The organism is Microbacterium sp. dk485, from assembly GCF_004570445.1.
In the GTDB taxonomy this organism is placed as follows: Bacteria; Actinomycetota; Actinomycetes; order Actinomycetales; family Microbacteriaceae; genus Microbacterium; species Microbacterium wangchenii.
On the sequence record NZ_SPQW01000001.1, the window covers coordinates 1086938 to 1110896 of the forward strand.

The 23959-nt window shown below is 71.5% G+C and carries 21 protein-coding genes; 12 read left to right on the forward strand and 9 right to left on the reverse strand.

The window, feature by feature from the left end; all coding sequences use genetic code 11:
- Positions 1-10: 10 nt before the first annotated feature.
- Genes E4V99_RS05065 through E4V99_RS05075 form a run of 3 tightly spaced genes read left to right on the forward strand, consistent with a single transcriptional unit; the run spans position 11 to position 4652 of the window.
- The gene (locus E4V99_RS05065; protein WP_135062843.1) at positions 11-1786 is read left to right on the forward strand and encodes a hypothetical protein; all 1776 of its coding nucleotides are present in this window, start codon (positions 11-13) and stop codon (positions 1784-1786) included.
- Positions 1783-3630, forward strand: coding sequence for an MBL fold metallo-hydrolase (locus E4V99_RS05070; RefSeq protein ID WP_135062841.1), 1848 nt, complete (start codon positions 1783-1785; stop codon positions 3628-3630). Before E4V99_RS05065 ends, E4V99_RS05070 begins: the two co-directional genes overlap by 4 nt.
- The gene (locus E4V99_RS05075; protein ID WP_135062839.1) at positions 3627-4652 is read left to right on the forward strand and encodes a LacI family DNA-binding transcriptional regulator; all 1026 of its coding nucleotides are present in this window, start codon (positions 3627-3629) and stop codon (positions 4650-4652) included. Before E4V99_RS05070 ends, E4V99_RS05075 begins: the two co-directional genes overlap by 4 nt.
- A gap of 124 nt (positions 4653-4776) precedes the next feature.
- Here E4V99_RS05075 and E4V99_RS05080 read toward each other — a convergent pair whose 3' ends face one another.
- Positions 4777-6234 (reverse strand): sulfatase-like hydrolase/transferase, encoded by a 1458-nt coding sequence (locus E4V99_RS05080; protein ID WP_167758077.1) that lies wholly within the window; start codon positions 6232-6234, stop codon positions 4777-4779.
- A 169-nt stretch (positions 6235-6403) separates the two neighbouring features.
- On the opposite strand from E4V99_RS05080, the gene E4V99_RS05085 reads away from it, so the two are divergent.
- Together E4V99_RS05085 and E4V99_RS05090 are read left to right on the forward strand one after the other, a co-directional pair.
- Positions 6404-8992 carry an alpha-mannosidase gene (locus tag E4V99_RS05085; RefSeq protein WP_135116580.1) on the forward strand — a complete coding sequence of 863 codons (2589 nt, stop codon included), beginning with the start codon at positions 6404-6406 and terminating at the stop codon, positions 8990-8992.
- 132 nt (positions 8993-9124) lie between these two features.
- Positions 9125-9826 carry an alpha/beta fold hydrolase gene (locus E4V99_RS05090; RefSeq protein ID WP_135116581.1) on the forward strand — a complete coding sequence of 234 codons (702 nt, stop codon included), beginning with the start codon at positions 9125-9127 and terminating at the stop codon, positions 9824-9826.
- A 24-nt stretch (positions 9827-9850) separates the two neighbouring features.
- Here the strand turns inward: E4V99_RS05090 and E4V99_RS05095 are convergent, their stop codons facing one another.
- Entirely contained in the window at positions 9851-10867 is a 1017-nt protein-coding gene (locus E4V99_RS05095; RefSeq protein WP_135062831.1) for a Gfo/Idh/MocA family oxidoreductase, read from the reverse strand.
- Entirely contained in the window at positions 10864-11871 is a 1008-nt protein-coding gene (locus tag E4V99_RS05100) for a Gfo/Idh/MocA family oxidoreductase (RefSeq protein ID WP_135116582.1), read from the reverse strand. The genes E4V99_RS05095 and E4V99_RS05100 overlap by 4 nt, the downstream gene beginning before the upstream one ends.
- Positions 11872-12048: 177 nt before the next feature.
- On the opposite strand from E4V99_RS05100, the gene radA reads away from it, so the two are divergent.
- Positions 12049-13413, forward strand: a complete 1365-nt coding sequence (gene radA / locus E4V99_RS05105) for a DNA repair protein RadA (protein ID WP_135062819.1) — start codon at positions 12049-12051, stop codon at positions 13411-13413.
- A 54-nt stretch (positions 13414-13467) separates the two neighbouring features.
- Here radA and E4V99_RS18710 read toward each other — a convergent pair whose 3' ends face one another.
- The 4 genes from E4V99_RS18710 to E4V99_RS05120 all read right to left on the reverse strand — a co-directional run bounded on the left by E4V99_RS18710 (position 13468) and on the right by E4V99_RS05120 (position 15591).
- Positions 13468-13599: a hypothetical protein gene (locus E4V99_RS18710; protein ID WP_280790768.1), complete on the reverse strand. Its 132-nt coding sequence runs from the start codon at positions 13597-13599 to the stop codon at positions 13468-13470.
- 71 nt (positions 13600-13670) lie between these two features.
- Positions 13671-14075: a dehydrogenase gene (locus E4V99_RS05110; RefSeq protein WP_135116583.1), complete on the reverse strand. Its 405-nt coding sequence runs from the start codon at positions 14073-14075 to the stop codon at positions 13671-13673.
- 273 nt (positions 14076-14348) lie between these two features.
- On the reverse strand, positions 14349-15032 hold the full coding sequence (locus tag E4V99_RS05115) for a hypothetical protein (protein WP_209305593.1): 684 nt from the start codon (positions 15030-15032) through the stop codon (positions 14349-14351).
- Between the two features lie 58 nt (positions 15033-15090).
- Positions 15091-15591, reverse strand: coding sequence for an amino-acid N-acetyltransferase (locus tag E4V99_RS05120; RefSeq protein ID WP_135062815.1), 501 nt, complete (start codon positions 15589-15591; stop codon positions 15091-15093).
- Between the two features lie 85 nt (positions 15592-15676).
- On the opposite strand from E4V99_RS05120, the gene E4V99_RS05125 reads away from it, so the two are divergent.
- Positions 15677-17359, forward strand: a complete 1683-nt coding sequence (locus E4V99_RS05125; RefSeq protein WP_135116584.1) for an FAD-dependent oxidoreductase — start codon at positions 15677-15679, stop codon at positions 17357-17359.
- 55 nt (positions 17360-17414) lie between these two features.
- Here the strand turns inward: E4V99_RS05125 and E4V99_RS05130 are convergent, their stop codons facing one another.
- The gene (locus tag E4V99_RS05130) at positions 17415-19940 is read right to left on the reverse strand and encodes an ATP-dependent Clp protease ATP-binding subunit (protein WP_135062811.1); all 2526 of its coding nucleotides are present in this window, start codon (positions 19938-19940) and stop codon (positions 17415-17417) included.
- A 183-nt stretch (positions 19941-20123) separates the two neighbouring features.
- On the opposite strand from E4V99_RS05130, the gene E4V99_RS05135 reads away from it, so the two are divergent.
- Genes E4V99_RS05135 through E4V99_RS05155 form a run of 5 tightly spaced genes read left to right on the forward strand, consistent with a single transcriptional unit; the run spans position 20124 to position 23002 of the window.
- Entirely contained in the window at positions 20124-20732 is a 609-nt protein-coding gene (locus E4V99_RS05135; RefSeq protein WP_135062809.1) for a hypothetical protein, read from the forward strand.
- Positions 20729-21406, forward strand: coding sequence for a hypothetical protein (locus tag E4V99_RS05140; RefSeq protein WP_135116585.1), 678 nt, complete (start codon positions 20729-20731; stop codon positions 21404-21406). Before E4V99_RS05135 ends, E4V99_RS05140 begins: the two co-directional genes overlap by 4 nt.
- The gene (locus E4V99_RS05145) at positions 21406-22164 is read left to right on the forward strand and encodes a hypothetical protein (RefSeq protein ID WP_135116586.1); all 759 of its coding nucleotides are present in this window, start codon (positions 21406-21408) and stop codon (positions 22162-22164) included. Before E4V99_RS05140 ends, E4V99_RS05145 begins: the two co-directional genes overlap by 1 nt.
- Positions 22164-22772, forward strand: coding sequence for a DUF2975 domain-containing protein (locus E4V99_RS05150; protein WP_135116587.1), 609 nt, complete (start codon positions 22164-22166; stop codon positions 22770-22772). Before E4V99_RS05145 ends, E4V99_RS05150 begins: the two co-directional genes overlap by 1 nt.
- A complete protein-coding gene (locus E4V99_RS05155; RefSeq protein WP_135062804.1) occupies positions 22769-23002 on the forward strand; it encodes a helix-turn-helix transcriptional regulator in 234 nt (77 codons plus the stop codon). Before E4V99_RS05150 ends, E4V99_RS05155 begins: the two co-directional genes overlap by 4 nt.
- 1 nt (position 23003) lies before the next feature.
- On the opposite strand, the gene E4V99_RS05160 is transcribed toward E4V99_RS05155, so the two are convergent.
- The gene (locus tag E4V99_RS05160) at positions 23004-23801 is read right to left on the reverse strand and encodes an alpha/beta fold hydrolase (protein WP_135116588.1); all 798 of its coding nucleotides are present in this window, start codon (positions 23799-23801) and stop codon (positions 23004-23006) included.
- Positions 23802-23959: the final 158 nt, after the last annotated feature.

Below are 23959 nucleotides of genomic sequence, written 5' to 3' on the forward strand. Positions count from 1 at the left end.
GATGTCGGGCATGACCTCCGGCCCTGCGCTGGTAGAAGGCGCCCACCGCGCGACCGTCACTGCCGACACCTTCACCCTCTCCTGGCGCACCGGGGCGCGTGGGCTCACGCACGCTCCGCACCTCGCGCTGCGCGACGCGGACGGGGCCCGGTGGATGCGGCTGTGCGTGCTCTCCAGCATCCACACCGCGCAGGCCCGCGACGAGGCCACACGCGTCCACGAGCCGGAGGTATCCGTCGAGGACGACGCCGTCGTGCTGCGGATCCGCACCGAGTCCCCCGCGTGGACCGAGCGCGTCCTCGTGCTCCGCTGCACGGCGGCGCAGCTGGAGATCACACTCGAATGCACGGGCACCGGTTCCCTGACCGACGTCACGATGCTCGGCGGCGACGGCGCCCTGCCCAGCGGCGCCTCCGGGACCTTCCGCTCCGGCATCCACGCGCAGTCGATGTACGTCCCCGCCCCGACCGAGCCGGTCGCCTTCGTGCGTCCGGCGTGGGCGGGAGCATCCCTCGGCGTGGTCGGCGACGCCACCCCGGGGCGCCTGCACGGCATCTTCTCACCCCCGCCGCTGGCGCTGGCGTTCGGGCGCGCGGCGACCGCCGACCCGTTCTCGCCGGCCGCCGGCGGGTGGCTGGCGGCGTGGCTGCGGGCGCCCGTCTCCGAGCTCGGCTTCACGGCGATGCGCTTCGATCCGCTCGACGGGGCGGGGCTGCTGCGCCTGGCCTACGAAGGCCACACGCACGTCGACGGCTCCTGGCGCTCGCCCACCGTGGTCCTCCGCCCCGTCGAGTCGCCGCTGACCGCCCTGCGCGCATACCGCAACGACGCCGTCCGCACCCGCACGGCACCCGATGCGGCGCCCGAGCTGCACCGCTGGTGGCTCGAGCCGCTGTTCTGCGGCTGGGGCGCCCAGTACGCACGCGCGGGCAGGGCGGCATCGAGCTTGTGCCGACAGGACGTCTACGACGAGTTCCTCGACCTCCTGGCCGCGGCGCGGCTCGACCCCGGCACCGTCGTCATCGACGACCGGTGGCAGGCCGAGTACGGCACGGCCGAGCCCGACACGGAGGCCTGGCCCGACCTCCGGGGCTGGATCGCGCGCCGGCACGCGGAGGGCCGACGCGTCCTGCTGTGGTGGAAGGCGTGGGATCCGGGCGGACTTCCGGTCGAAGAGTGCATCACGGATGCGTCGGGCCGGCCCATCGCCGCCGACCCCGGCAATCCCGCCTACCTCTCGCGCCTGGACGCGATCGTTGAGCGGCTCGTGTCCGCAGGCGAACTGGATGCCGACGGCTTCAAGGTGGACTTCACCCAGCGCGCCCCCAGCGGCGCGACCCTCCGCTCGTCGCCCGACGGTGACGGGGTGTGGGGCATCGCGGCGCTGCACCGGCTCGTCGAGCGCCTTCACGACGCGGTCAAGCGGATCAAACCCGACGCCCTCGTCATCACCCACACCGTCCACCCGGGCTTCGGCGACGTGACCGACATGATCCGCACGAACGATGTGCTCAAACGCGATCTCACGGGTCAGCGCGTCTCCGTCGCCGCCCAGCTGCGCGCCCGCCACCAGGTGGTGCAGGCGGTGCTTCCGCACCATCCGATCGACACCGATCAGTGGCCGATGCCCAGCCGCGACGAATGGCTCGACTACGCACGAGCACAGCCGGGGCTGGGCGTTCCCGCGCTCTACTACATCGACCGGGTACGTGCGCAGCCGATCGAAGCCGACCATCTCGCCGTCATCGGGCGCGCGTGGGACGAGCATCGAGGGACCCTGACATGACGGTCACCCCGATCGCGCGCGGGGTCTGGCACATCGGCGACACATGCAACGTCTATCTGCTCGCCGACCCCGACGCGCCCGACGGCGAGCGCGACGGCGTCACCATCGACTTCGGATCGGGCCGGGTGCTCGACCACCTCGCTGAGCTGGGCATCCGCCGCGTCACCGACGTCCTGATGACGCACCACCACCGCGACCAGGGTCAGGGCCTGCCGCTCGCGGTGCGCCACGGCGCCCGCATCCACGTGCCCCCCGTCGAGCGCGACCTGTTCGACCGCGTCGAGGAGATGTGGGAGGGGCGCCCTCTCGACAACGACTACAACCTCCGCCAGGACCGCTTCTCGCTCCTGGCGTCGGTGCCGGTGCATGCGAGCGTGCCCGAGTACCGCACCCTCGAGCTCGCCGGGATGCGCCTGTTCGTCCTGCCCACCCCCGGGCACACCACGGGTTCGGTGACGTACCTGCTCGATCGCGACGGCGAGCGACTGGCCTTCACGGGCGATCTGCTCTACGCGCCGGGGAAGGTGTGGTCCCTCGCGGCGACCCAGTGGTCCTACACGCAGAACGAGGGCCCGGCGATGACGGTGCTCAGCGCGCTTCTGCTGCACCGCTATCACCTGTCGGCCATCGCCCCCTCGCATGGCGAGGTGATGCGCGATCCCGACCGCGCGCTGGAGCTGCTGGCGCAGGCGATGCAGGAGTACGTCAACTCCCGGCGCTCGTATCCGACCGACCTCAGAGCGCGACTGGAAGATCCGTACATCGCCCTCACCCCGCACCTGCTGCTCAATCGCACGTCCAACTCGTGCTCGTACGTCATACTCTCGGCGACACGCGAGGCGCTCATCGTCGACTACGGATACGACATGTCGACGGGGATCGCTGCCGGCCAGGACCGCGCCGCCCGCCGGCCCTGGCTGGCGTCCCTCCCGGCTCTGCGCGAGCTTTACGGCGTGACGCGCATCACCGTCGCGCTGCCGACCCACTACCACGACGACCACATCGCCGGCATGCCGCTCCTGCGCGACGTGGAGGGCACGGCACTGTGGATCCCGGAGAACGTCGCGCCCACGATGGCCGATCCGTGGCAGGAGGATCTGCCGTGCCAGTGGTACGACCCCATCGTCGCCGACCGCGTGCTGCCGCTGGGTGAGCCGTTCGTATGGAACGAGTACACCTTCACCGCGCACGAACAACCCGGTCATACCCTCTACGCCGTGGCCTACGCCGTCGAGGTCGACGGCGTCAGGGTGGTCTTCACCGGCGATCAGCAGGAAGGCCTGGGCGGACGCGACGGTCGCCGAGACCTCATGAGCTACCAGTACCGCAATCTCTTCCGGCTCGGCGACTACTCGCGCAGCGCGGAGCTGTACCGCTCCATCGCGCCCGGGCTGATGGCGTCGGGGCACTGGGAGCCGCGGTGGACGGATGAGGCCTACCTGGAGTACCTCGCCGAATCGGGCCGGCTCGTCGACGACCTCCACCGGAGTCTCCTGCCGCTGGACGAGCTCTCCATCGGACCCGATGGGCAGGCCGCCCGGCTCCAGCCCTACCGCGCGCGCGCCGAGGTCGGCGAGCCGATCCACTACACCGTTCGGGTGCGCAACCCCCTGCACGAGCGGGCGGTCGCACGGGTGACACCCGTGCTCCCGATAGGCTGGCGTTCGTCCGAGTCCGAGCTGAGGGTCGATCTCGCACCGAACGAGGAGTCCACCGTGCAGCTGACCGTGGTGCCGTCCTCCGTGGGGCGCAGGCAGCGCATCGCCATCGACGTCGCCATCGCCGACCTCCTGCTCGGCCAGCACGCGGAGGCCGTCGTGGACGTCGCGGACGCGCGCTCATGACCACGGCGCGGGAGAGCGTCACCCGCCCGACCATCCGCGAGGTCGCCGAAGCGGCCGGGGTGTCCAGGTCGACCGCCTCGCGGGCCATGTCGGGCAACGGCTACGTCGCGCGCGACGTGCGCGAACGCGTCCGCGCCGCCGCGAAGACGCTCGGCTACGTCGTGGATGCGACCGCCCGCGGGCTCAAGCAGGGGACGAGCCGGGCCGTGGGCGTGCTGGTGTCCGACCTGCGGAACGTCTTCTACGCCGAGCTGGCCTCGGGCATCGGCCGTGAGGCCCGCATCCACGGTCGCACGCTCGTGCTGGTCGACCTCCACCGGGAGGCCGAGGACGAACTCGCCGCCGCCGAGGCGCTCGTCGCCTCTCGCGTATCCGGCGTCATCGCGACGCCCGTCTCCGCCGAGCTGAGCGCCTTCCTGAGCCGGGTGGGCGTTCCACTGATCGAGGTCGACCGCCGGTTCGACAGCGAAGCCACCGACGCCGTCGTGGTCGACAACCGTGCTGCCGCGCGCGAGTCGACCTCCCGGCTGATCGACGCCGGCCATCGCCGCATCGCGCTGCTGATCGACGAGACGGAGTGGACGACGGGTGAGGAGCGCCTGCGCGGGTACCGCGACGCCCTCACGGCCCACGGCATCCCGGTCGACGAGTCGCTCGTGGTCCCCGCCGGGTGGGACACCGCCGCGGCGACCGAGACGGCGCGCGAGCTGCTCTCGCGCGCAGACCGCCCCACCGCCGTCTTCGCCGCGAACAACGTGCTCACCGAAGGCGTGTGGCGCGCCGCCGCCGCCCTGGAGCTGCCGGTGCCCGACCAGCTGAGCATCGTCGGCTTCGACGACGCCCCGTGGATGACGATCGTCGAGCCGGGTGTCTCCACCAGCGTGCAGGACGTCGGATCGCTCGGATCCGCCGCCATGCGGGCCCTGCTCGAGCGCATCGAGTCGCCGGCCGCGCCGGTGCGGACCATCGTGATGCCCACGACGTTCATCGACCGGGGCTCCATCGCCCCTCCCCCCGCCTGACCCCGCCCGCACCTACCCCCGCCCGCCCGCACGTAGGTCGGAGGATCGCACCCACGTCGGGCGATGCGCGCCGCATCCTCCGACCTTCGTGCGATCCTCCGACGGCGCGCACGCGCGAAGGGCGTCAGCCGGATGCGGCGGAGCCCACGACGGCGCGATGGATGTAGCCCCGCCGCCGCTGGGAGGCGCGAGCGCGGCGCGCCACGTCGTCCGGATCGACGAGCCTCCGCAGGTCGGCGCGCATCCGGGTCAGCAGCGCGGCGTGCTCGGGCGAGCCTGCGAGGTCGGCGCGCTCCCCCGGATCGGCGGCCAGGTCGTACAGCCGCTCTTCGAAGCCGTGCACGAGGACGTACTTCACATCGCCCTCGCGCAGCAGGAAGCACGGCGCATGGACGCCCTCGCCGTGGTACTCCGAGACCACCGGATGCTGCGACGCGTCGCCACCCGCGAGCGCTGCGCCCACGTCCACCCCGTCCAGGTCGGCCGGAAGCGGTGCGCCGACGAGCCCCGCCAGCGTCGGGAACAGGTCCACGAGGCTCACGGGGGTCGCGCACCGCACGCCCTCCGCGATGCCCGGTCCGCTCACGATGAGCGGGACGCGCACCGACCGTTCGTAGAACGTGCGCTTCTGCAGCATCCCGCGGTCCCCCAGCATGTCGCCGTGGTCGCTGACGAACACCACGACGGTGCGCTCGGGATGCGGCAGCGCCTCGAGGAGCTCCCCCACCCGCCGGTCCAGCTCGTGGAGCATCGCGTAGACCGTCGCGTACATCCACCGCAGGTTGGCCGCATCCATCAGCCGCTCCTGCACCTGCGGCACGTAGTGGAAGTCGTTGAGCCAGCGGTCCATGATCCCCGCCTCGGCCACCACTTCGGCGCGCAGGCGGGGAAACGCGCCGTCGAAGCGTGCCACGTCGTCATCCGGAGCCCAGAACGGGTTGTGCGGCGCGTGGTAGGAGACGATCGCGAGGAACGGCTCGGTGTGGTCGCGGCCGAGGTAGGCGAGTGCCTCGGCATGGATGCGGGCATCACGCTCGTCGTGCAGTCCCGGCCGGAAGCGCTCGCGATAGGCGGAGCTCGATTCGGCGGCGAGGTAGGACTCGCCCATCATGTCGGGGCTGTTCGGGTTGCCTCCGCTGGGCCTGTCCCAGTCGTACGCGAGGGCGTACAGCCGCGGGTCGTAGCCCGTGCTGTAGTCGGTGTCGAGGGCGAGGCGCTCATCGAACCCGTGGTGCTGATCGTGGCCGAGAAAGTGCATCTTGCCGATGATCGCCGTCCGATAACCCAGGGCGCCGAAGGCGTGGGCCATCGTGGGATGCTCGGCGGAGAACTCGCCGGCGTTGTCGTAGCAGTCCAGGCGGCTGGCCAGGCGCCCGGTGACCATGGCGGCTCGTGACGGAGTGCACAGCGGCGCGTTGCAGGATGCGTCGAAGACCGCGCCGCGCGCAGCCAGGGCGTCGATCGCCGGGGTGGCGCCATGGGGGTCTCCGTACGCGCCGACGAGGTCGGGCGGCAGTGAGTCGCACTGGATGACGAGCACGTCGGGGCGGGGGTGCGACGTCGGAGCGGATGCAGCGGTCACCGGGATCTCCTCCTCGAACGGCGCATCCGCCGCCCTCGATGCGACACTGGCGGCGCATGCGTACGCGTCGATACTATGTGGGAACGATGTCACACCGGCATCGTTCCCAGGACCGACGACGCGCGTCGCGACACGCCAGGGGGAACCGGACGTGAACGAAGAGGCATCGATGCCTGCCCACCGCGCACCGGTTGCCAACGCACCCTCCGGCCGGCAGCCTCACGGCCTCGCCCCGTCCCCGCGGCCGGCCGCGACCCCCGACCGCACGCTGCACATGATCGGCAACGCGCACCTGGATCCGGTGTGGCTGTGGCCGTGGCAGGAGGGGTACCAGGAAGCGCGGGCGACGTTCGCGAGCGCCCTGGACCGGATGGACGAGTACCCCGACTTCGTCTTCACGTGCGATCAGATCGTGCTGCTGTCGTGGGTCGAGGAGCAGGACCCGGATCTGTTCGCCCGCATCGCCCACCGCGTCGCCGAGGGGCGGTGGGTCAACGTCGGCGGGTGGTGGGTGGAGCCGGACTGCAACATGCCGATGGGCGAGTCGTTCGCGCGCCAGGGGCTGTACGGTCAGCGCTACCTGCACTCCCGCTTCGGGCGGATCGCGACCGTCGGCATGAACGTCGACCCCTTCGGGCACAGCGCGACGATCCCGCAGATCCTGCGGGGCCAGCGCATGGACTCCTACTGCTTCCTGCGGCCCGGTCCGCACGAGGGCGACCTCGACGACACGCTGTTCCACTGGGAGTCGCCCGACGGATCCCGCGTGCTGACCTACCGCATCCCCTTCGAGTACGGCAGCGCGCCCGGCGACGTGTCGTTCCAGACGGAGAAATCGCTCGGTCAGCTCGACCGCTCGCTCGGGCAGATGATGGTGTTCTACGGCGTCGGCAACCATGGTGGCGGGCCCACGAAGGCCAACATCGAATCGATCCACCGCTACGACCGGATGGGCACCTTCGGGAGGATGACGATGTCGTCGCCGCGCGCGTACTTCGATGAGATGCTCACGCGCGGGGCGGGGTTCCTCGACACCCTGGCCGTGCGCCGCGACGACCTGCAGCACCACGCGCCGGGGTGCTACTCCTCGCATTCGGGCATCAAGGCGTGGCAGCGCCGCGCGCAGTTCGCCGCCCTGTCCGCCGAGCGGTGGGCCGCGGTCGAGGGCGCCCTCACGGGGGCCCTCTACCCGCGCGACGACCTCGAGCGCGCCTGGAAGCAGATCCTCTTCAACCAGTTCCACGACATCCTGCCGGGGTCGGCGATCGAACCGTCGTACGACGATGCGCGCGACCAGCTGGGCGAGGCCGTCGCCATCTCGAAGCGCATCATCACGCGGGTGCACAACCGCATCGCCCGGCGGATCGACATCCCCGCGGATGCCGCGACCCAGCCGGTCGTGGTCTTCAATCCGCATCCGTGGCCGGTGTCGGTCGACGTCGACCTGCAGTACAGCGCGCAGCCGCACGGCGTGCGCGTCGTCGACCATGTCGGCACCTCCGTGCTGTCGCAGGCCACGCAGTCCACGGCCACGACCAGCGACCTCAGCCGCGGGGCGGTCACCTTCCGCGCCGACGTGCCCGCGCTGGGCTACGCGCTCTACCGCCTGCTCCCCGGGCCCGCGCTTCCCGCGGACGAGGGCGTACGTGTCGCCGGCGACGGCACCGTTCTGGAGAACGCACATCTGCGCGTGGAGCTCGACGCCGCCACCGGCGACGTCGTCTCGCTCCGAGACAAGACCACCGGCGTCGACCCGCTGGCCGGCACGCGCGGTCAGCCGCGCACCGCCGTCTGCGAAGACCCCACCGACACGTGGGGCCACCGGGTCATCTCCTACGCCTGGCCCGGCGCCGCCTTCCACCTGAAGCGCATCGTCGTGCGCGAGACCGGCCCGCTGCGCTCGCGCGTGCGCGTGGAACGCGGATGGGGCGCCAGCACTCTCGTCGAGGAGTACCTCCTCTCCCACGACGCCCGCGCGCTGCGGGTGGACGTGACGCTGGACTGGCGCGAGCACGCGCACCTGCTGAAGCTCCGGTTCCCCGTCGGGCTCGAGCATCCGGCCGCCACGTACGAGATCCCCTACGCGACCCTCGAACGCCCCGTCGACGGCGCCGAGGAGCCCGCTCAGTCGTGGGTCGATCTCACCGGCACGATCGCCGGGACCCCCGCCGGGCTCACGGTCGTGTGCACGACCAAGCACGGGTGGGACGTCTCCCCCGCCGGCACCGCCGGGCTGGGAACGGCGAGCATCGGCATCACGGCGGTGCGGAGCCCCGTGTACTCGTGGCACGATCCCCGCCTGCTCGATCCGGAGGGCGTGTACTCCTTCCACGACCAGGGCGTGCAGCGGTTCAGCCTCGAGCTCATCCCGCACGGCGGCGACTGGCGCGCCGCTCAGCCGACGCGGCGGGCCGCGGTGCTCGGGTCGCCCGTGCGTGCGCAGCTGGAGTCGTTCCACCCCGGCGACCTTCCGCCCCGCGGCAGCTTCGTCGACGACGGCGGCGGCGCCGTCATGGTCACCGCGGTCAAAGGCAGCGAAGACGTCCCGGACGCGGCAGCGGCCGGCCTCATCGTGCGGGCCGTCGAGACCCGCGGCCTGCCGGGGTCGGCCCGGATCGCGCTCCCGCTGGTCGGCCGCACGATCGAAGAGGACTTCGGCCCGCACCAGGTGCGTACCTTCCGCATCCCGCTGGACCCCGAAGCCCCCATCGTCGAGGTCGACCTGCTGGAGTGGCCGCTCGGTGAGGAGCCGGCATGAGCCCGCCCGGCGTCACGGATGCCACGGGCCGCCGGTGACCCCACAGGCGTCCCGGGGCCACAAGCCCTTCCGCCGGGGCCGGGGCTGCGCGAGCATGTCGGTGCGGCGAGGAATCGCCGGCGAGGAGGTGCGATGGATGTCATCCTGGTTCCCGGCCTGTGGCTCGACGCCTCCTCCTGGGCGGATGTCTCCGAGCTGCTGGCCGCGGCGGGCCACCGCCCGTCCGCGCTGACGCTGCAGGGACTGCACTCGCGCACCGCGAACCGCAACGGCATCTGGCTCGCCGATCACGTGGCCGCCATCGTCGCCGCGATCGACCAGTGCGAGGGGAAGGTCGTCGTGGTCGGCCATGCCGAAGCGTGCGGGCTCGTGCACGCGGCGGTCAGTCAGCGCCCCGACGGCGTCGCCTGCGCCATCCACGTCGGCGGGTTCCCGAGCGCGGACGGCGCGCGGGTGCTGAGCGGGTTCACGGTGGACGCCCGCGGGGTCACGACCCACACGGCAGGGCTGAGCGCCGTGGATCCCGGTCTGGGCGGACTGCACCGGCGCATGAGCGAGAACGCCTCACACGTGCTCGACGCCGTGCAGCGCCTCACCGACGACCGGCGCTTCGCGGTACCCGCCACGGTCGTGGCGACGGAGTTCACCACCGACGATGTGCGCCGGTGGGTGGCCGCCGGCATCGATCCGGTCCGCGAGCTCGCCCGCATCTCCGACCTCACGCTCGTGGATCTGCCGTCGGGGAGATGGCCGCAGATCGAGCGGCCCCGCGACCTCGCCGAGGTGCTGCTGGCCCAGCTCGCCCTGCCGCGGGCCGAGCCCGAGAAGGTATGAGGCCGCAGCGGAGCGGACGAGGCCTCAGCGATGCCCGACGGGGTGCGCCCCGACGCGCGCGATCGAGCCGGTGAGGGAGGACTCGTAGGCCGCGAGGATCACCCCGAGCACATCGATCCCCTCCTCGTGGGTCTGGATCGGGCGCGTGCCGTTGCGCACGCTGTCGGCGAAGTGGCCCACCTCGGCTTCGAATTCGTGCACGGGAGCGAACTCGCGCGTCACCGGCGCTTCGCCCCGCACCCGGTAGGTGAGTGTGATGCCGTCCGAGCTCAGCGAACCCCGCTCGGCCACGAGCGAGAACTTCTCCGTCCCCAGGGCCGGCTCGTACGCCCAGCTGGTGACGACGTGACCCACCACCCCGTTGTCGTAGCGGACGAGCACCTGCGCGGAATCCTCGCCCTCCATGAACTCGAGGCGGTGGCGCGAGAGCATCGCGGCGACCTCCACCGGGGCTCCCCCGGCGAGGTGCTGCATGAGGTAGAGCGGGTGGTAGCCGGTGTCGATGAGCTCGCCGCCCCCGGAGGTCTCCGCACGCGCGCGCCATCCCATGCTCTCCGGCGTGAAGTCGTTGAAGAAGCTGTCGGTCGTGCGCACCTCGTACACGCGGCCGAGCGCGCCGCTGTCGATGAGGCGCTTGGCCTCGGCGACGGCGGGCAGGAAGAGCTGGTTGTGCGCGCACATCACCGTGACCCCGCTGCGCTCCACCGCCCGGGTGATCGCCCCCGCTTCCTCCAGAGTCAGGCACAGGGGCTTCTCGCACAGCACGTGCAGACCCGCGTCGGCGGCGGCGATGACCGCGTCGGCGTGGAGGTGGTGCGGCAGGCAGATGTCCACCGCATCCAGCCCGCCGGCGGCGATCATCTCGCGATAGTCCGCGAAGATGCGCACGCCGGCGCTCCCGCGGCGCTTCTCCGCGCTCTCCCGGACGGGGTCGGCGACCGCCACGAGCTCCACGGTCTCGGGGTTCCGGCGGTACCCGTCGACATGCGCGCCGGCGATGCCGCCCGCGCCGATGAGTCCGATCCGCACCTTGCCGGTCATGAGGGTCCTTCCGGGTCGAAGCCGGCACGCGGATTCGCGGCGGCGGCGGTGTTGGCGGCGACGATGAACCGCGTGAGGTCGATCGCGGCCGACACGTTGGCGGAGGCATCCGCTCGCCCGCGGATGGCGTCCACCCACAGCTCGAACGGCGTGGGCGGCGGCGGACGCAGCGGCACGGGGACCCATTCGTCGCCGAAGGGCCCGCCCTTGGCGTGCAGTCCGCCCCTGCCGAATCCGTGGAGCAGCGACGCTTCGGTGCCGCGCACCTCCATCGCCAGCGCTCCGGGCGTGGTGACGAAGCTGGCCTCGGCGACACCGAGGGCCCCGTCGGGGTAGGCCGCGACGACCACGGCGTTGTCCTCGACCTCGCGGCCGGTGACGCGCGTGTAGACCGCCGACACCCTCTCCGGATACGCGCCGAGCAGGCGCTGGACGAGGTACGCGGGGTGGCAGCCGAGGTCGGTGAACGCCCCGCCGATGGCGGCGACCGGGTCGGCGAAGCGGTCGGGCAGCGATCCGGTGAGCCAGCCGTCGTGCGCCATCCGCACGCGGGCGTAGGTGACGGCGCCGAGCGTGCCCCGGTCGACGAGGTCGGCGGCGGCGACCATCACCGGGTTCGTCAGCTGCGGCAGCGACACCACGAGCGCCACGCCCTTGGCTGCGGCCGCGTCGGCGAGTCGCTGCGACTCCGCCACGGTGGGCGCCAGGAGCTTCTCGGTGAAGACGTGCTTGCCCGCCTCGATCGCCCGCCCGATGACGCCGGTGTGGTCGGCGGTGGCGGTCGTGACGGTGATCGCGTCGACGCGCGGGTGCGCGAGCAGCGCGTCGAGGCTCTCGGCGCGCTCGACGCCCCAGCGCGCCGCGCCCTCCCGGGCCCGGCCCGGTTCGTCATCCCACGCGGCGGCCACGCGGGTTCCCGGATGAGCCTCGGTTTCGCGCGCGTAGTCGTCCGCATGCACGTGCCAGAAGCCCGCGACCCCCACGCCGATGACGTCCTCGGTCACGCTCTGCACTCCTCTGGATGGACGTCTGCCCATCATCGGATCGGGGCTCGTGCTCCTCCGCGGGGCGGGGAGCGCTGCGAAATTGTGGCAACGTTACCACATGCGACTCCGCGCCTCTACAGAAGCGCGGGGAGACTCCGCGGGAGCGCTGTCGGTGGGCACGCGTAGCCTGGAGGCATGCCCGCGCGAAAGCCCTCCACGACCGTGCCGTACCGGTGCACCGAGTGCGGGTGGACGACCCTCAAGTGGGTCGGCCGCTGCGGTGAATGCCAGCAGTGGGGCACCGTCGTGGAAGCCGCCGAGCAGACCGGGATCACCCGCACGGTGGCCGCCGTCGCCCCCGGCGCCTCGAGGAGCGCACGTCCGATCACCGCGATCGACACCCAGGATGCGCCGCGTCGCACGAGCGGTGTGGGCGAGTTCGACCGCGTCCTCGGCGGCGGCGTCGTCCCCGGCGCCGCCATCCTGCTCAGCGGCGAGCCGGGCGTGGGCAAGTCGACACTGCTCCTGGAAGTGGCGGCGCAGAGCGCGCGCGCCGGTCGCCGGGTCCTGTACGCCAGTGCGGAGGAGTCCACCGCGCAGGTGCGGCTGCGTGCCGAGCGGACCGGAGCGCTGCACGACGAGCTGTACCTGGCGGCGGAGACCGATCTGGCCACCATCCTCGGGCACATCGACGAGGTGCGGCCCGAGCTGCTCATCGTCGACTCCGTGCAGACGGTGTCGTCGGCGCTGAGCGACGGAGCCGCCGGCCAGCCGAGCCAGGTGCGGGAAGTGGCATCCACGCTCATCCGTGTGGCGAAGGAGCGTGCGCTGCCGGTCATCATCGTGGGGCACGTGACGAAGGACGGCTCCATCGCCGGCCCCCGCATCCTCGAGCACCTCGTCGACGTCGTGTGCCAGTTCGAGGGCGACCGGCAGACGTCGCTGCGTTTCGTGCGCGCCCTGAAGAACCGGTTCGGCCCCACCGACGAGGTCGGATGCTTCGACATGACCGGTGCGGGGATCGCCGAGGTGCCCGACCCCAGCGCGCTGTTCCTCGGCCACGGCGATCCCGTTCCCGGCACGTGCGTGACCATTGCGTTGGAGGGCCGGCGCGCGCTGCCGGTGGAGGTGCAGGCGCTCACGATCGACACGACCGCCCCCAACCCGCGCCGCGTCGTGAACGGCGTCGACTCGGCGCGTGTGGCGATGGTGCTCGCGGTGCTGGAGCGGAGGGCGCGTGTGAAGGTGTCGGACAAGGACGTCTACGTCTCGACGGTGGGGGGCGTGCGCCTCGTCGAGCCGGCCGCCGACCTCGCCATCGCCATCGCGGTGGCCAACGCCGTGCGCGACCATACGATCTCCCACCGCACGGCCGCCATCGGAGAGCTGACGCTGACGGGTGAGATCCGGCCCGTCACCCAGTCCGCACAGCGCGCGGGCGAGGCATCCCGTCTGGGGTATCACACGGTGCTCGACGCGTCCTCGCGCTCGATCGATCGCGCACTCCGCGACCTGCAGACCCGTCGCCGCGCCGACCCCGGCGACGTCCCGGACTTCTGAGCGCCTCGGCCTCCCACGGAACCCGGGTCGACCCCTGAAGCTGTCGAGGGTCGGTCAGAAGGCGCCGTGCGAACGGCCGGGAGGACCGGTGCGGCGGCGGCGCTGCTGCTGCTGCTGCGCGAAGCCCAGGACGACCGGTAGGACGAGGCCTGCGGCGCACACGACGCCGACGAGGAGGTACTCCATCCGGCCGAGTCTGCCACCTCAGACCGCGTCCGCGCGAGTTCACGCGGAGTGTCGCCGCTTCCCTGAACGGGTCAGAGGTCGAGCGCGGCAAGCAGATCCGCAGGCGTCGCCTGCAGGGGATGCGGACCGGCGATGTCGAAGAAGACCGTCGTGATGCGATCGCTGTGGGCCTGCAGGAATGCGCGCAGCCAGGCGGGAGACTGCAGCGCGACCCCCGGTGGCAGCGTCGCGGGCTTGTGTGCCGCGTCGCTGAAGAGCAGGAGGGCGATGTCGCCGGTGTCGGGGTCACGGTAGGTCCAGACCTCGCCGGAATCCAGCGGGTTGTCCCGGGCACCCATCCGCAGGAGCGGCACCACGGTGGGCCCGTGGCGCAGCGCGAAGGCGACGGCTGCCATGTCCTGCGTCTGCAGCGCATCGGCCAGCACCGTGTTGCGGAACTCCAGCTCGGCGTCCTTGCGCCCCTTCTTCCTCGGCATCCCTTCAGCCTAACGGCGGACCCTCACGGTGCTGAAGCCGCGGTCACCCGGCTGCCGGAAAAGGGGAGGCCCTCTCGGATCCCCCAGTTGGGGGCTGGCGGATTCGAGAGGGCCTCGTGCGTTCTGCAGGACCGCGGGCCATGGGCGCTTGGGGAACACCGGGGGCCCGGCTGCTGGGGACAGCCGTGCGATCCTTGGATGCAGGAGCGTATCTACTGTAGCTTCACCGATCGGTTCACGTCTGTCCGCCGTTTGGGGGACAAAAGTCCCGGGTCATTGCAGGATGAACGGGGCGGTGTTCGTCGACGCGATCCCGCCGATCGACACGCTGAGGTGGTACGTCGCTCCGCCACCGGGCGCGCTCGGGCGGTCACCGTCGCACGTGTCGACGGATGACCGCGTGCGATCCCACGTCAGCGGAGCCGAGCTCGTGGTCTCCTGACCTGCCGTCAGGAGCACGATCATGTCGCTGGGCTCGGTCTGGCAATCGGTGGAGCGCCACCACACGTCGCTCCCGCTGGAGACGGTGAACGACTGCGCGCTCGTGCCGACGTTGAGCGTGCAGTCGGTGTCGCTGCGGTTGACCAGGCGAATGGACAGCTGCGGGTTCTGTCCTGCGGCGTAGGCCTGCTGATCGGTGAGCGCCTCGATCGTGAGATCGCCGGGCAGACACGCATCCGCGGTCGGGGTGAGCTCGGGGTTGGGGACCTCCTCCTCGCCCTCAGCCGGAGGTGTCTCGGTGGGCGCCTCGGACGGGGTCGGGGAGGTGGTAGGGGTCTGACTGGTCGACGGGCTGGGGCTCGGCGTCGCGATGGGCTGGGCGGCGCTGCGCCACGGCTGTGCGACGAACAGCCACACGAGCCCGCCCACCACGAGCAGCACGACGAGCAGGAGGACGAGCCGACGGCGCCGGTAGACCGCCGGAGAGTGCCGCCGTCGCGGAGAGGAACCGCTCATGCTCCCAGGGTAGGCGCGGCAGCGCCGGGCGCCCGGGCGGCACGCCCGGTGTGACGCGCTACAGCGTCTTCAGCATCCGCGTGTTGCCCAGGGTGTTCGGCTTGACGTGGGCGAGGTCGAGGAACTCCGCGACGCCCTCGTCGGGGCTGCGCACCAGCTGCGAGTACACGTCGGGGTCGACGACCTGCTCGCCGATCGGGGCGAAGCCGCGCCGGGTGAAGAAGTCCACCTCGAACGTGAGGCAGAACAGGCGCTGCACGCCCAGCTCGCGCGCTTCGTCCTCCAGCGCGGCCACGAGTGCTCGGCCCACACCGCGGTGCAGCCATTCGTCCACGACGATGAGGGTGCGGATCTCGGCGAGATCCTCCCAGATGACGTGGAGCGCGCCGCAGCCGATGAGCTCGCCGTCGGCCTCGGCGACGACGAACTGCTGCACCGACTCGTAGAGCACCACGAGGTCCTTGCCGAGGAGGATGCGCCGCTGGACGTACGGGTCGAGGAGCCGATGGATGCCGCGGACGTCGGCCGTGCGGGCGGGCCGGACCGTGAACGCGCTCATGTGTCCAGCCTAGAACGAGTGGGCCTGGCCGCGGCTCGGCGGGAGGGTCTACACTGCCGGGGTCCACCCCGACCGTGGGAGTGTCATGCCCGCTCCGTCGCCGCCCCGCCCCGTCATCGCGGTGGTCGATCCCGACCCCGCCGAGCGGGTCGTCCGCGCGTTGCGGGAGCGGTACGCGTCCCACTACGACGTCGTGACCCTCGACGGAGGCGGGGAGTCCCTGGCGACCCTGCACGCCGGCGGCGGGGCCGTCGCGCTGGTCCTGGCATCGGCGGGAGACGCCGAGCATCCGGTCAGAGCCGTGTTCTCCCGGGCCACCGGCCTGTTCCCGGAAGCGCGACGCGCGCTCCTGATCGAGTGGGGTACGTGGGCGGACGCCGACACCGCGGCCCGGGTGCTGGCGCTGATGTCGGATCTGTTGATCGACTTCTACGTGGTGCGTCCGGCAGATCCCCGCGACGAGGACTTCCACCACGCCGTAACCGAGTACCTCCGCGACTGGCGCGCGACCACGCCGGAGCGACGCGGTTTCACGATCATCGGCTCCGACGTCGCGCCCCGCACGCACCTGCTCGCCGCGCAGCTCGCGCGAAGCGGTCTGGCGGCGACGCGGCTGGATCCGGCCTCGCCGCGGGCGGCGGAGCTTCTCGAGCGCGCCGGCCGGTCGTACCGGGGCGCACCCGTCGTCCAGATCGCGGACGGAAGCCTGCTGGAGGACCCGGATGACCGCGCGATCGCGCACGCGACTGGCCTGTCCACCGAGCTTCCGCACTCCCCCGTCGATGTCGCGATCGTCGGGGCAGGACCGAGCGGCCTCGCCGCGGCGGTCTACGCCGCATCCGAGGGCCTGTCGACCCTCGTCGTCGAAGCCGGCTCGGTGGGCGGTCAGGCCGGGTCGAGTTCGCTCATCCGCAACTACCTCGGGTTCCCCCGCGGCGTGGCCGGGGCGGAGCTCGCGCGGCGGGCCTATCAGCAGGCGTGGGCGTTCGGAGCTCGGTTCGCGCACGCCCGGCAGGCCACGGGCCTGGCGCGCGCCGAGGGGGATGCCGCGTTCACGCTCACCGTGGGCCCGGGTGACGAGCACGTGGTGGCCGGCAGCGTGGTCCTGGCCACCGGAATCGCGTACCGCCGACTGTCGGTCGCGGCCCTGCGCCCCTTCGTGGGGACGTCGGTGTTCTACGGCGCGTCGTCCGTCGAGGCCCGGGCCCAGCGCGGCCGAGCGGTGCTCGTGGTCGGCGGCGGCAACTCCGCCGGGCAGGCGGCGCTGCACCTCGCCCGGTACGCCGCATCCGTCACCCTCCTCGTGCGCGGTCCGTCGCTGGCGGCGAGCATGTCGAGCTACCTGATCACGCAGCTTCAGGCCCTGGGCGTGGAGATCCTGCCCGGGTCGCGCGTGGTGGGGGCACAGCCCGATGCCGACGGGCGTCTGGGCGCCGTCGAGGTCGAGCGCGTCGCGGACGGAGCGCGCGAACTGCGCCCCTGCCACGCACTGTTCGTCACGATCGGTGCCCGTCCACACACCGAGTGGCTGCCCGATGACGTCCTCCGCGACCGCTGGGGCTACCTCGTGACGGGGTCCTCCGCTCCCGACGAGGACCTGCCCGACCCGTGGCGCGGAGGTGCACCGCCCGGGTCGCTGGAGACCTCCGTCCCCGGGTTGTTCGCGGTGGGCGACACCCGGCGCAGCTCCCTCAAGCGCGTCGCCTCGGCCGTGGGCGAGGGCTCGGTGGTGATCTCCGCCGTCCACGCGCATCTGGCCGCACGCTGACCCGCACGCAGGAACGACGAAGGGCGGATGCCGCAGCATCCGCCCTTCGTGTCGCTCAGGATCCGGCGACGATGTCCGGTGTCGCGGTGATCTCCCCGCCGCCGGTCACACCGACGGCGACCTTCTCACCGCGGGGGCCGGTCTCGAAGAGGAACTCCCCGTTCTCGGCGTCGACCTTCACGTGATCGCCCGACTCGAGCTCGCCGTGCAGGATCTTCTCGCTCAAGCGGTCCTCGACCTCGTGCTGCATCGCGCGGCGCAGCGGGCGCGCACCGAGAGCCGGGTCGAACCCGATCTCGATGAGCCGTTCCTTGGCCGCCTGCGACAGCTCGATCGTCATGTCACGGTCGAGCAGGCGCTCGGCGAGGCGCTTGGTGAACAGGTCGACGATCTGCACCAGCTCGGGCTTGCTCAGCTGCGGGAAGACGATGATGTCATCGACGCGGTTGAGGAACTCGGGCTTGAAGTGCCGCTTGAGCTCTTCGTTGACCTTGCCCTTCATGCGGTCGTACGAGGTGGCGCTGTCGCCTTCGACCTGGAACCCGACCGGGCCGCCCGCGATGTCACGCGCGCCCAGGTTGGTCGTCATGATGATGACGGTGTTCTTGAAGTCGACCACGCGGCCCTGACCGTCGGTGAGACGGCCTTCCTCGAGGATCTGCAGGAGCGAGTTGAAGATGTCGGGGTGCGCCTTCTCGATCTCGTCGAAGAGCACGACCGAGAAGGGCTTCCGCCGCACCTTCTCGGTGAGCTGGCCACCCTCTTCGAAGCCGACGAACCCGGGAGGGGCACCGAACAGCCGCGAGACGGTGTGCTTCTCACCGAACTCCGACATGTCGAGGGAGATCAGCGCGCCCTCGTCGTCGAAGAGGAACTCGGCGAGCGCCTTGGCCAGCTCCGTCTTTCCGACACCCGTGGGGCCGGCGAAGATGAACGAGCCCGACGGACGCTTCGGGTCCTTCAGACCCGCACGCTGGCGGCGGATCGTCTTGGACAGGGCGGAGATGGCCTCTTCCTGACCGATGACCCGCTGGTGCAGCGCCTTCTCCATGAAGACGAGCCGGCTGGACTCCTCCTCGGTGAGCTTGAACACCGGGATGCCGGTGGCCTGAGCGAGCACCTCGGCGATCAGGCCCTCGTCGACGATGGCGTGGGATGCCACGTCGCCCGAACGCCACTGCTTCTCCAGGCGCAGACGCTCGGCCAGGAGCGACTTCTCCTCGTCGCGCAGCGACGCGGCCTTCTCGAAGTCCTGCTCCTCGGAGGCGACTTCCTTCTGCTCGCGCACCTTGGCGATCTTGTCGTCGAATTCGCGCAGCTCGGGCGGGCTCGACAGGATCGACAGACGCAGGCGGGCGCCGGCCTCGTCGATCAGGTCGATCGCCTTGTCGGGCAGGAACCGGTCGCTGATGTAGCGGTCGGCGAGGTTGGCCGCGGCCACGATGGCGCCGTCGGTGATCTGCACCTTGTGGTGCGCCTCGTACCGGTCGCGCAGGCCCTTCAGGATGTTGATGGCGTGCGGCAGGCTCGGCTCGGCGACCTGGATCGGCTGGAAGCGACGCTCGAGCGCGGCATCCTTCTCGAAGTGCTTGCGGTACTCGTCGAGGGTGGTCGCACCGATGGTCTGCAGCTCGCCGCGGGCCAGCAGCGGCTTGAGGATCGACGCGGCGTCGATCGCGCCCTCGGCGGCACCGGCACCCACGAGCGTGTGGATCTCGTCGATGAAGACGATGATGTCACCGCGCGTGCGGATCTCCTTGGTGACCTTCTTCAGGCGCTCCTCGAAGTCACCGCGGTAGCGGGACCCGGCGATGAGCGATCCGAGGTCGAGCGAGTAGACCTGCTTGTCCTTCAGCGTCTCGGGCACATCGCCCTTGACGATGGCCTGCGCGAGGCCCTCCACGACGGCGGTCTTGCCGACGCCGGGCTCGCCGATGAGGACGGGGTTGTTCTTGGAGCGGCGCGAGAGGATCTGCATGACCCGCTCGATCTCCTTCTCGCGTCCGATGACGGGGTCGAGCTTGTTGTCGCGCGCGGCCTGCGTGAGGTTGCGGCCGAACTGGTCGAGCACTGCGGAACCTCCCTGCGCGCTGGCGGAGGTCTGCTCGCCGGCGCCGGATGCGACGCCCGCGGGCTCCTTGCCCTGGTATCCGCTGAGCAGCTGGATGACCTGCTGGCGCACCTTGTTCAGATCGGCGCCCAGCTTGACGAGCACCTGCGCGGCCACGCCCTCACCCTCGCGGATGAGTCCGAGCAGGATGTGCTCGGTGCCGATGTAGTTGTGGCCCAGCTGCAGCGCTTCGCGCAACGAGAGCTCGAGCACCTTCTTCGCGCGCGGCGTGAAGGGAATGTGCCCGGTCGGCTGCTGCTGCCCCTGGCCGATGATGTCCTGCACCTGCTCACGCACGGCGTCGAGCGAGATGCCGAGGGACTCGAGGGCCTTGGCGGCCACGCCCTCGCCCTCGTGGATCAGCCCGAGCAGGATGTGCTCGGTGCCGATGTAGTTGTGGTTGAGCATCTTCGCCTCTTCTTGGGCGAGCACCACAACTCGACGGGCACGGTCGGTGAATCTTTCGAACATCCTCAAACCCTCCAGAATGGGTCGATAGGCACGCTTCCGCGCGCCGTACATCGAGACTAACCAGCGCTCGGATGCGGGGCGGCCGTGTTCGCCGTCGGCATAGCGAGGCCTTGACACCCCCTTCCGTCGGACATATCGTTCCTCGATAACAACGATTATCGATATGGCCGGGGAGGGACCGAGATGACACGCGCAGAGGCCCGGGAGCGGACCGACATCGTCTGGATGGTGATCGCCGGCGGGATCGCGATGGTCGCCATCGCCGCGGAGGGGTCTGCCCGGTTCGCCCGCACGTTCACGCCGGCCGGGATCGCGTGGAGCTTCCCGATCGAGGAGACGGAGGTGACGGCGGCGATCACCGCCGACGGCGAGCCCGTGTCGGGGGCGGCGACCGCGCTGACCGTCCACGTCACCGATGTGAACGTCGTCTCGGCGGTCTCGATCGGGGCCTCGCTGGTGCTGCAGGTGCTCATCGCCCTCGCCATCATCGGCCTGGTGCTCTCGCTCGGCGCGGTCTTCCTCCGCGGCCGGTTCTTCGTCCCCGCGACGGCGCGGCTCATCGACGCGATCGCCCTGGTGCTCGCGTTCGGCACCATCGTCGTGCTGGGCCTCGACACCTTCGGCCGCAACGGTGTGCTGGCCGCGCTGGGTCAAGGTGAAGGCGAGCCGCTGCATCCGGCCACCTTCTGGTCGTACGCACCGGTGTGGTTCGCCGCGTTGGCGATCGGCGTGCTCGGGGTCGCCTTCCGGCGCGGTCTCCGGCTCCAGCGGGACACGGAGGGCCTGGTGTGAACCGGCTCGCCCCCGCCGTCCTGCGGCCCCTCCTGCGCGCGGTGGAGGTGCTCGCCGTCGTCCTGGCCGCCGGCACCGTGCTCCTCGGCATCCTCATGACGGCGAGCATCGCGTTCGGGGAGTTCTCCGCGTCCGTTCCGCTGGTGCCCGACTTGGACAGCGTGCCCGAGGTAGAGCAGGAAGACGTGTACGCGTGGGTGTTCTTCGACACCGTCCGCGTCGTCCACCCCGATCCGCCCGCCGTGGCCCGCGCGCTCAAGTGGGGCGGATACGCCGCGGTCGCCGTCGTCGTGCTGGCCGGGTGCGTCGTCGCCTTCACCCTCGCCCGCCGTCTGCGTGCCGGCCGGCCGTTCTCGCGCTTCGCCGCCGCGAGCCTGCTCACCCTCGGCATCCTGGCGACCCTCGCCGCCTTCCTCTCCCCCGCGCTGCTGCTGGAAGCCACCGCGGCGATGGTGAGCGACCTCGGCCTGCGCACCGCGGATGCCGCGGGGCTCGTGGTGTACGAGGCATCCGAAGGACCGGCGGCCCTCCTGCTGGACCGCTTCCCCTCCCCAGGCGTCGTCATCCGCCACGCCAACTGGGTGCTCGCCGGGGTGGGCGGCATCCTCGTCGTCATCTCGTTCGCGTTCCGGCGCGGAGCCGCCCTGCAAGCCGACACGGAAGGACTGGTGTGATGGACGCCATCGGCACGAATCTGGGGATGCTCGCCATCGCCGTCGCCGCGCTCGTCTGCGCGGCGGCCCTGGTGGCCTGGGCCCGCCGGCGTGACGCGGCGGCTGAGGGCGCCTCGCCATCAGCTCTCACCCGCGGGGAGCGCGTGGTCGTCGCCATCGTGGGAGGCGGCGCGCTCGTCGCGATCCCGCTGAGCGTGTACAGCCTCCTCGCCTCGGCGGTGTGGTTCGCCAGCGCGCCCGTGCTGCGCGTGGACGACCTGCCCCTGGGCGGCAGCACAGCGCCGGGCTTCCTCGAGTCCGCCACCGCCGTCACGGGCGCGGGGTACGACACCGCATGGATTGAGGTCGCCGACCTCCCTGCCGGGCCGCGCTGGCTGCTGTGGGCGGAGGCCGCGCTTCCCATGGCGCTCGCGCTCGTCCTCGCCGTCGGGATCGCGTCGCTTGCCTTCGCGCTCCTGCGGGGCGCTCCCTTCGCCCGGACGCTGCCGGTGGCCCTCGGCGGCGCCGCGATCGTCGTCGTCGCGGCGGGTCTGGGCACGCAGGTCTTCGGCGCGATCGCGCGCGCTGAGATCATCTCCTCCCTCGGTCCACCCCAGCTGATCACCTCGCACGATGACGGCAGCGGGGTGGCGGAGGGGTTCATCTTCGCCCTGTCGCTGGATCTCAGCCCCATCGGCTGGGGACTCGGGATCGCCCTGCTCTCGGCCGTGTTCGCCATCGGGACGCGTATGCAGCACGACACGAAAGGACTGGTGTGATGGAGCAGACGACGAAGAAGGAGCGCAACGAGATCCTCTCCACGCTCGGAGTCAGCGGCGTCCTCGCCGTGTTCGTCCTCCTGGCTGCCGTGATCCGGTGGCTCGAGACATTCACCCCCGAGGGCACCTCCGTGGCCGTGCCGTTCGGATTCGTTCCCACGGAGCTCTCACCCCAGGACGACCTCCCGCCCACCGCCGTCGATGTCACGTGGGGCAACGTGGCCGCCGAGGGCACCAACCTGCTCTCCGTACTGTCGCTGGCGGCGTCGATCGTCGTGGGCGCCGCGGCCGCCCTCACGGTCATCGCCCTGTTTGCCGTGCTCGCGCTGCGCTTCCTGCGCGGCCGGTTCTTCGACGCGACGAACCCGCGCCTCTTGGATGCGGCGGGGTGGACGATGTTCGCCGGCGCCCTCGCGGTGTACTTCCTCGACACGCTCGGTCGCAACGGGGTCCTCGCGGCCGCAGGCCTGGCCGACTTCGATCCGAACTCGTGGGCGCTGGTGTGGCCGTTTTTCGCCGTCTGGATCGGGGCCACGGTGCTGGGGCTGATTTCGCTCGCCTTCCGCCGCGGCATCCGCCTGCAGCGCGACTCGGAGGGGCTGGTGTGAGCCCCGCCGAGGACGACGGACCCAGCGGCATCCACTGCCGCCTGGACGAGCTGCTCGCCGAGCGCGGGATGACGCTGACGCGGCTGTCGGAGCTGGTGGGCGTGTCCATCGTGAACCTGTCGGTGCTCAAGAACGACCGGGCCCGCGCCATCCGCTATTCGACGCTGTCGGCGATCTGCCGCGCGCTGGAGTGCGAGGTCGGCGACCTGCTGGTGCTGGCCCGGGACTGACTCAGGGCTCGGCGAGGAAGTCGGCCCCGGCCTGCCGGAACGCGCGTGCGCCGGGCGCGTTGGTGTGGTGGCGGCCGGGGATCTCGAAGAACATGCCGTTCGGGGTCAGGCCGGCCAGGTGCCGGGACTCCTCGATGATCGGATCGTCGCTCCCGGTGGCGAACAGCACCCGCTGGTGCGGCGGGGCGGCAGGATCCGGATCGCTGTCGCCGATGCGCATCCCCTCGGCCACGGCGATGAGCGCCCGCAGATCGTTGCCCGCGACCCGCTCGGCGAGGGCGACGTACCGCCGCGTGACCGGATCGGTGACGGGCTCGCCGGAATCGACGTACGCGCGCGCCTGCTCGACCTGGAGCCGCGCGAGCGGGCGGCCGTCGGGGATGCCGCCGAGCACCGCCCGCTCGACGTGCTCCGGCGCATCGACGGCCAGCTGCCAGCCGACGCGCCCGCCGAGGGAGTATCCGAGGTAGCGCACGCTGTCGAGCAGGTACGTGTCGAGCATCGTGGTGAGGTCGCCCACGAGCACCGGCATCGCATAATCGCCGGCGTCGTGCGGCTTGTCGCTGGCGCCGTGCCCGCGCTGGTCGACGGCGAGCACGCGGAGTCCGCGGCGCAGCAGCTCGCGGACCCACCCCGTGCTGACCCAGTTGTCGCGCGTGCTCGAGCCGAACCCGTGCACGCAGAACACCGTGGGTGCGTCCGGTTCACCCCACGTGTAGGTGGCGAGCCGGACGCCGTCGTCGGTCATCACGAACTGCGGCGCGGGCATCTCGGTCAGGGCGGGGATGGCGGCATCCATGCCTCTCATCGTGGCGTACGGGGCGCGTCCCGCGATGCCCGCGCCGCGCGCCGCGCCGCCCGAGCCCCACGTCCGCGCCACTTCCGTGCATCCGCGCCATCTCTTAACGGCGCGGATGCACCGAACAGGCGCGAACGTGGGATCGCGCGGTGAAGCAG

Bases quoted from the DNA above. Each gene is read 5' to 3' on its own strand.
- E4V99_RS05065 (WP_135062843.1), top strand. From the start codon at position 11: ATGACCTCCGGCCCTGCGCTGGTAGAAGGCGCCCACCGCGCGACCGTC.
- E4V99_RS05070 (WP_135062841.1), top strand. From the start codon at position 1,783: ATGACGGTCACCCCGATCGCGCGCGGGGTCTGGCACATCGGCGACACA.
- E4V99_RS05075 (WP_135062839.1), top strand. From the start codon at position 3,627: ATGACCACGGCGCGGGAGAGCGTCACCCGCCCGACCATCCGCGAGGTC.
- E4V99_RS05085 (WP_135116580.1), top strand. From the start codon at position 6,404: ATGCCTGCCCACCGCGCACCGGTTGCCAACGCACCCTCCGGCCGGCAG.
- E4V99_RS05090 (WP_135116581.1), top strand. From the start codon at position 9,125: ATGGATGTCATCCTGGTTCCCGGCCTGTGGCTCGACGCCTCCTCCTGG.
- E4V99_RS05095 (WP_135062831.1), bottom strand. From the start codon at position 10,867: ATGACCGGCAAGGTGCGGATCGGACTCATCGGCGCGGGCGGCATCGCC.
- radA (WP_135062819.1), top strand. From the start codon at position 12,049: ATGCCCGCGCGAAAGCCCTCCACGACCGTGCCGTACCGGTGCACCGAG.
- E4V99_RS18710 (WP_280790768.1), bottom strand. From the start codon at position 13,599: ATGGAGTACCTCCTCGTCGGCGTCGTGTGCGCCGCAGGCCTCGTCCTA.
- E4V99_RS05110 (WP_135116583.1), bottom strand. From the start codon at position 14,075: ATGCCGAGGAAGAAGGGGCGCAAGGACGCCGAGCTGGAGTTCCGCAAC.
- E4V99_RS05115 (WP_209305593.1), bottom strand. From the start codon at position 15,032: ATGAGCGGTTCCTCTCCGCGACGGCGGCACTCTCCGGCGGTCTACCGG.
- E4V99_RS05120 (WP_135062815.1), bottom strand. From the start codon at position 15,591: ATGAGCGCGTTCACGGTCCGGCCCGCCCGCACGGCCGACGTCCGCGGC.
- E4V99_RS05125 (WP_135116584.1), top strand. From the start codon at position 15,677: ATGCCCGCTCCGTCGCCGCCCCGCCCCGTCATCGCGGTGGTCGATCCC.
- E4V99_RS05130 (WP_135062811.1), bottom strand. From the start codon at position 19,940: ATGTTCGAAAGATTCACCGACCGTGCCCGTCGAGTTGTGGTGCTCGCC.
- E4V99_RS05135 (WP_135062809.1), top strand. From the start codon at position 20,124: ATGACACGCGCAGAGGCCCGGGAGCGGACCGACATCGTCTGGATGGTG.
- E4V99_RS05145 (WP_135116586.1), top strand. From the start codon at position 21,406: ATGGACGCCATCGGCACGAATCTGGGGATGCTCGCCATCGCCGTCGCC.
- E4V99_RS05150 (WP_135116587.1), top strand. From the start codon at position 22,164: ATGGAGCAGACGACGAAGAAGGAGCGCAACGAGATCCTCTCCACGCTC.
- E4V99_RS05160 (WP_135116588.1), bottom strand. From the start codon at position 23,801: ATGGATGCCGCCATCCCCGCCCTGACCGAGATGCCCGCGCCGCAGTTC.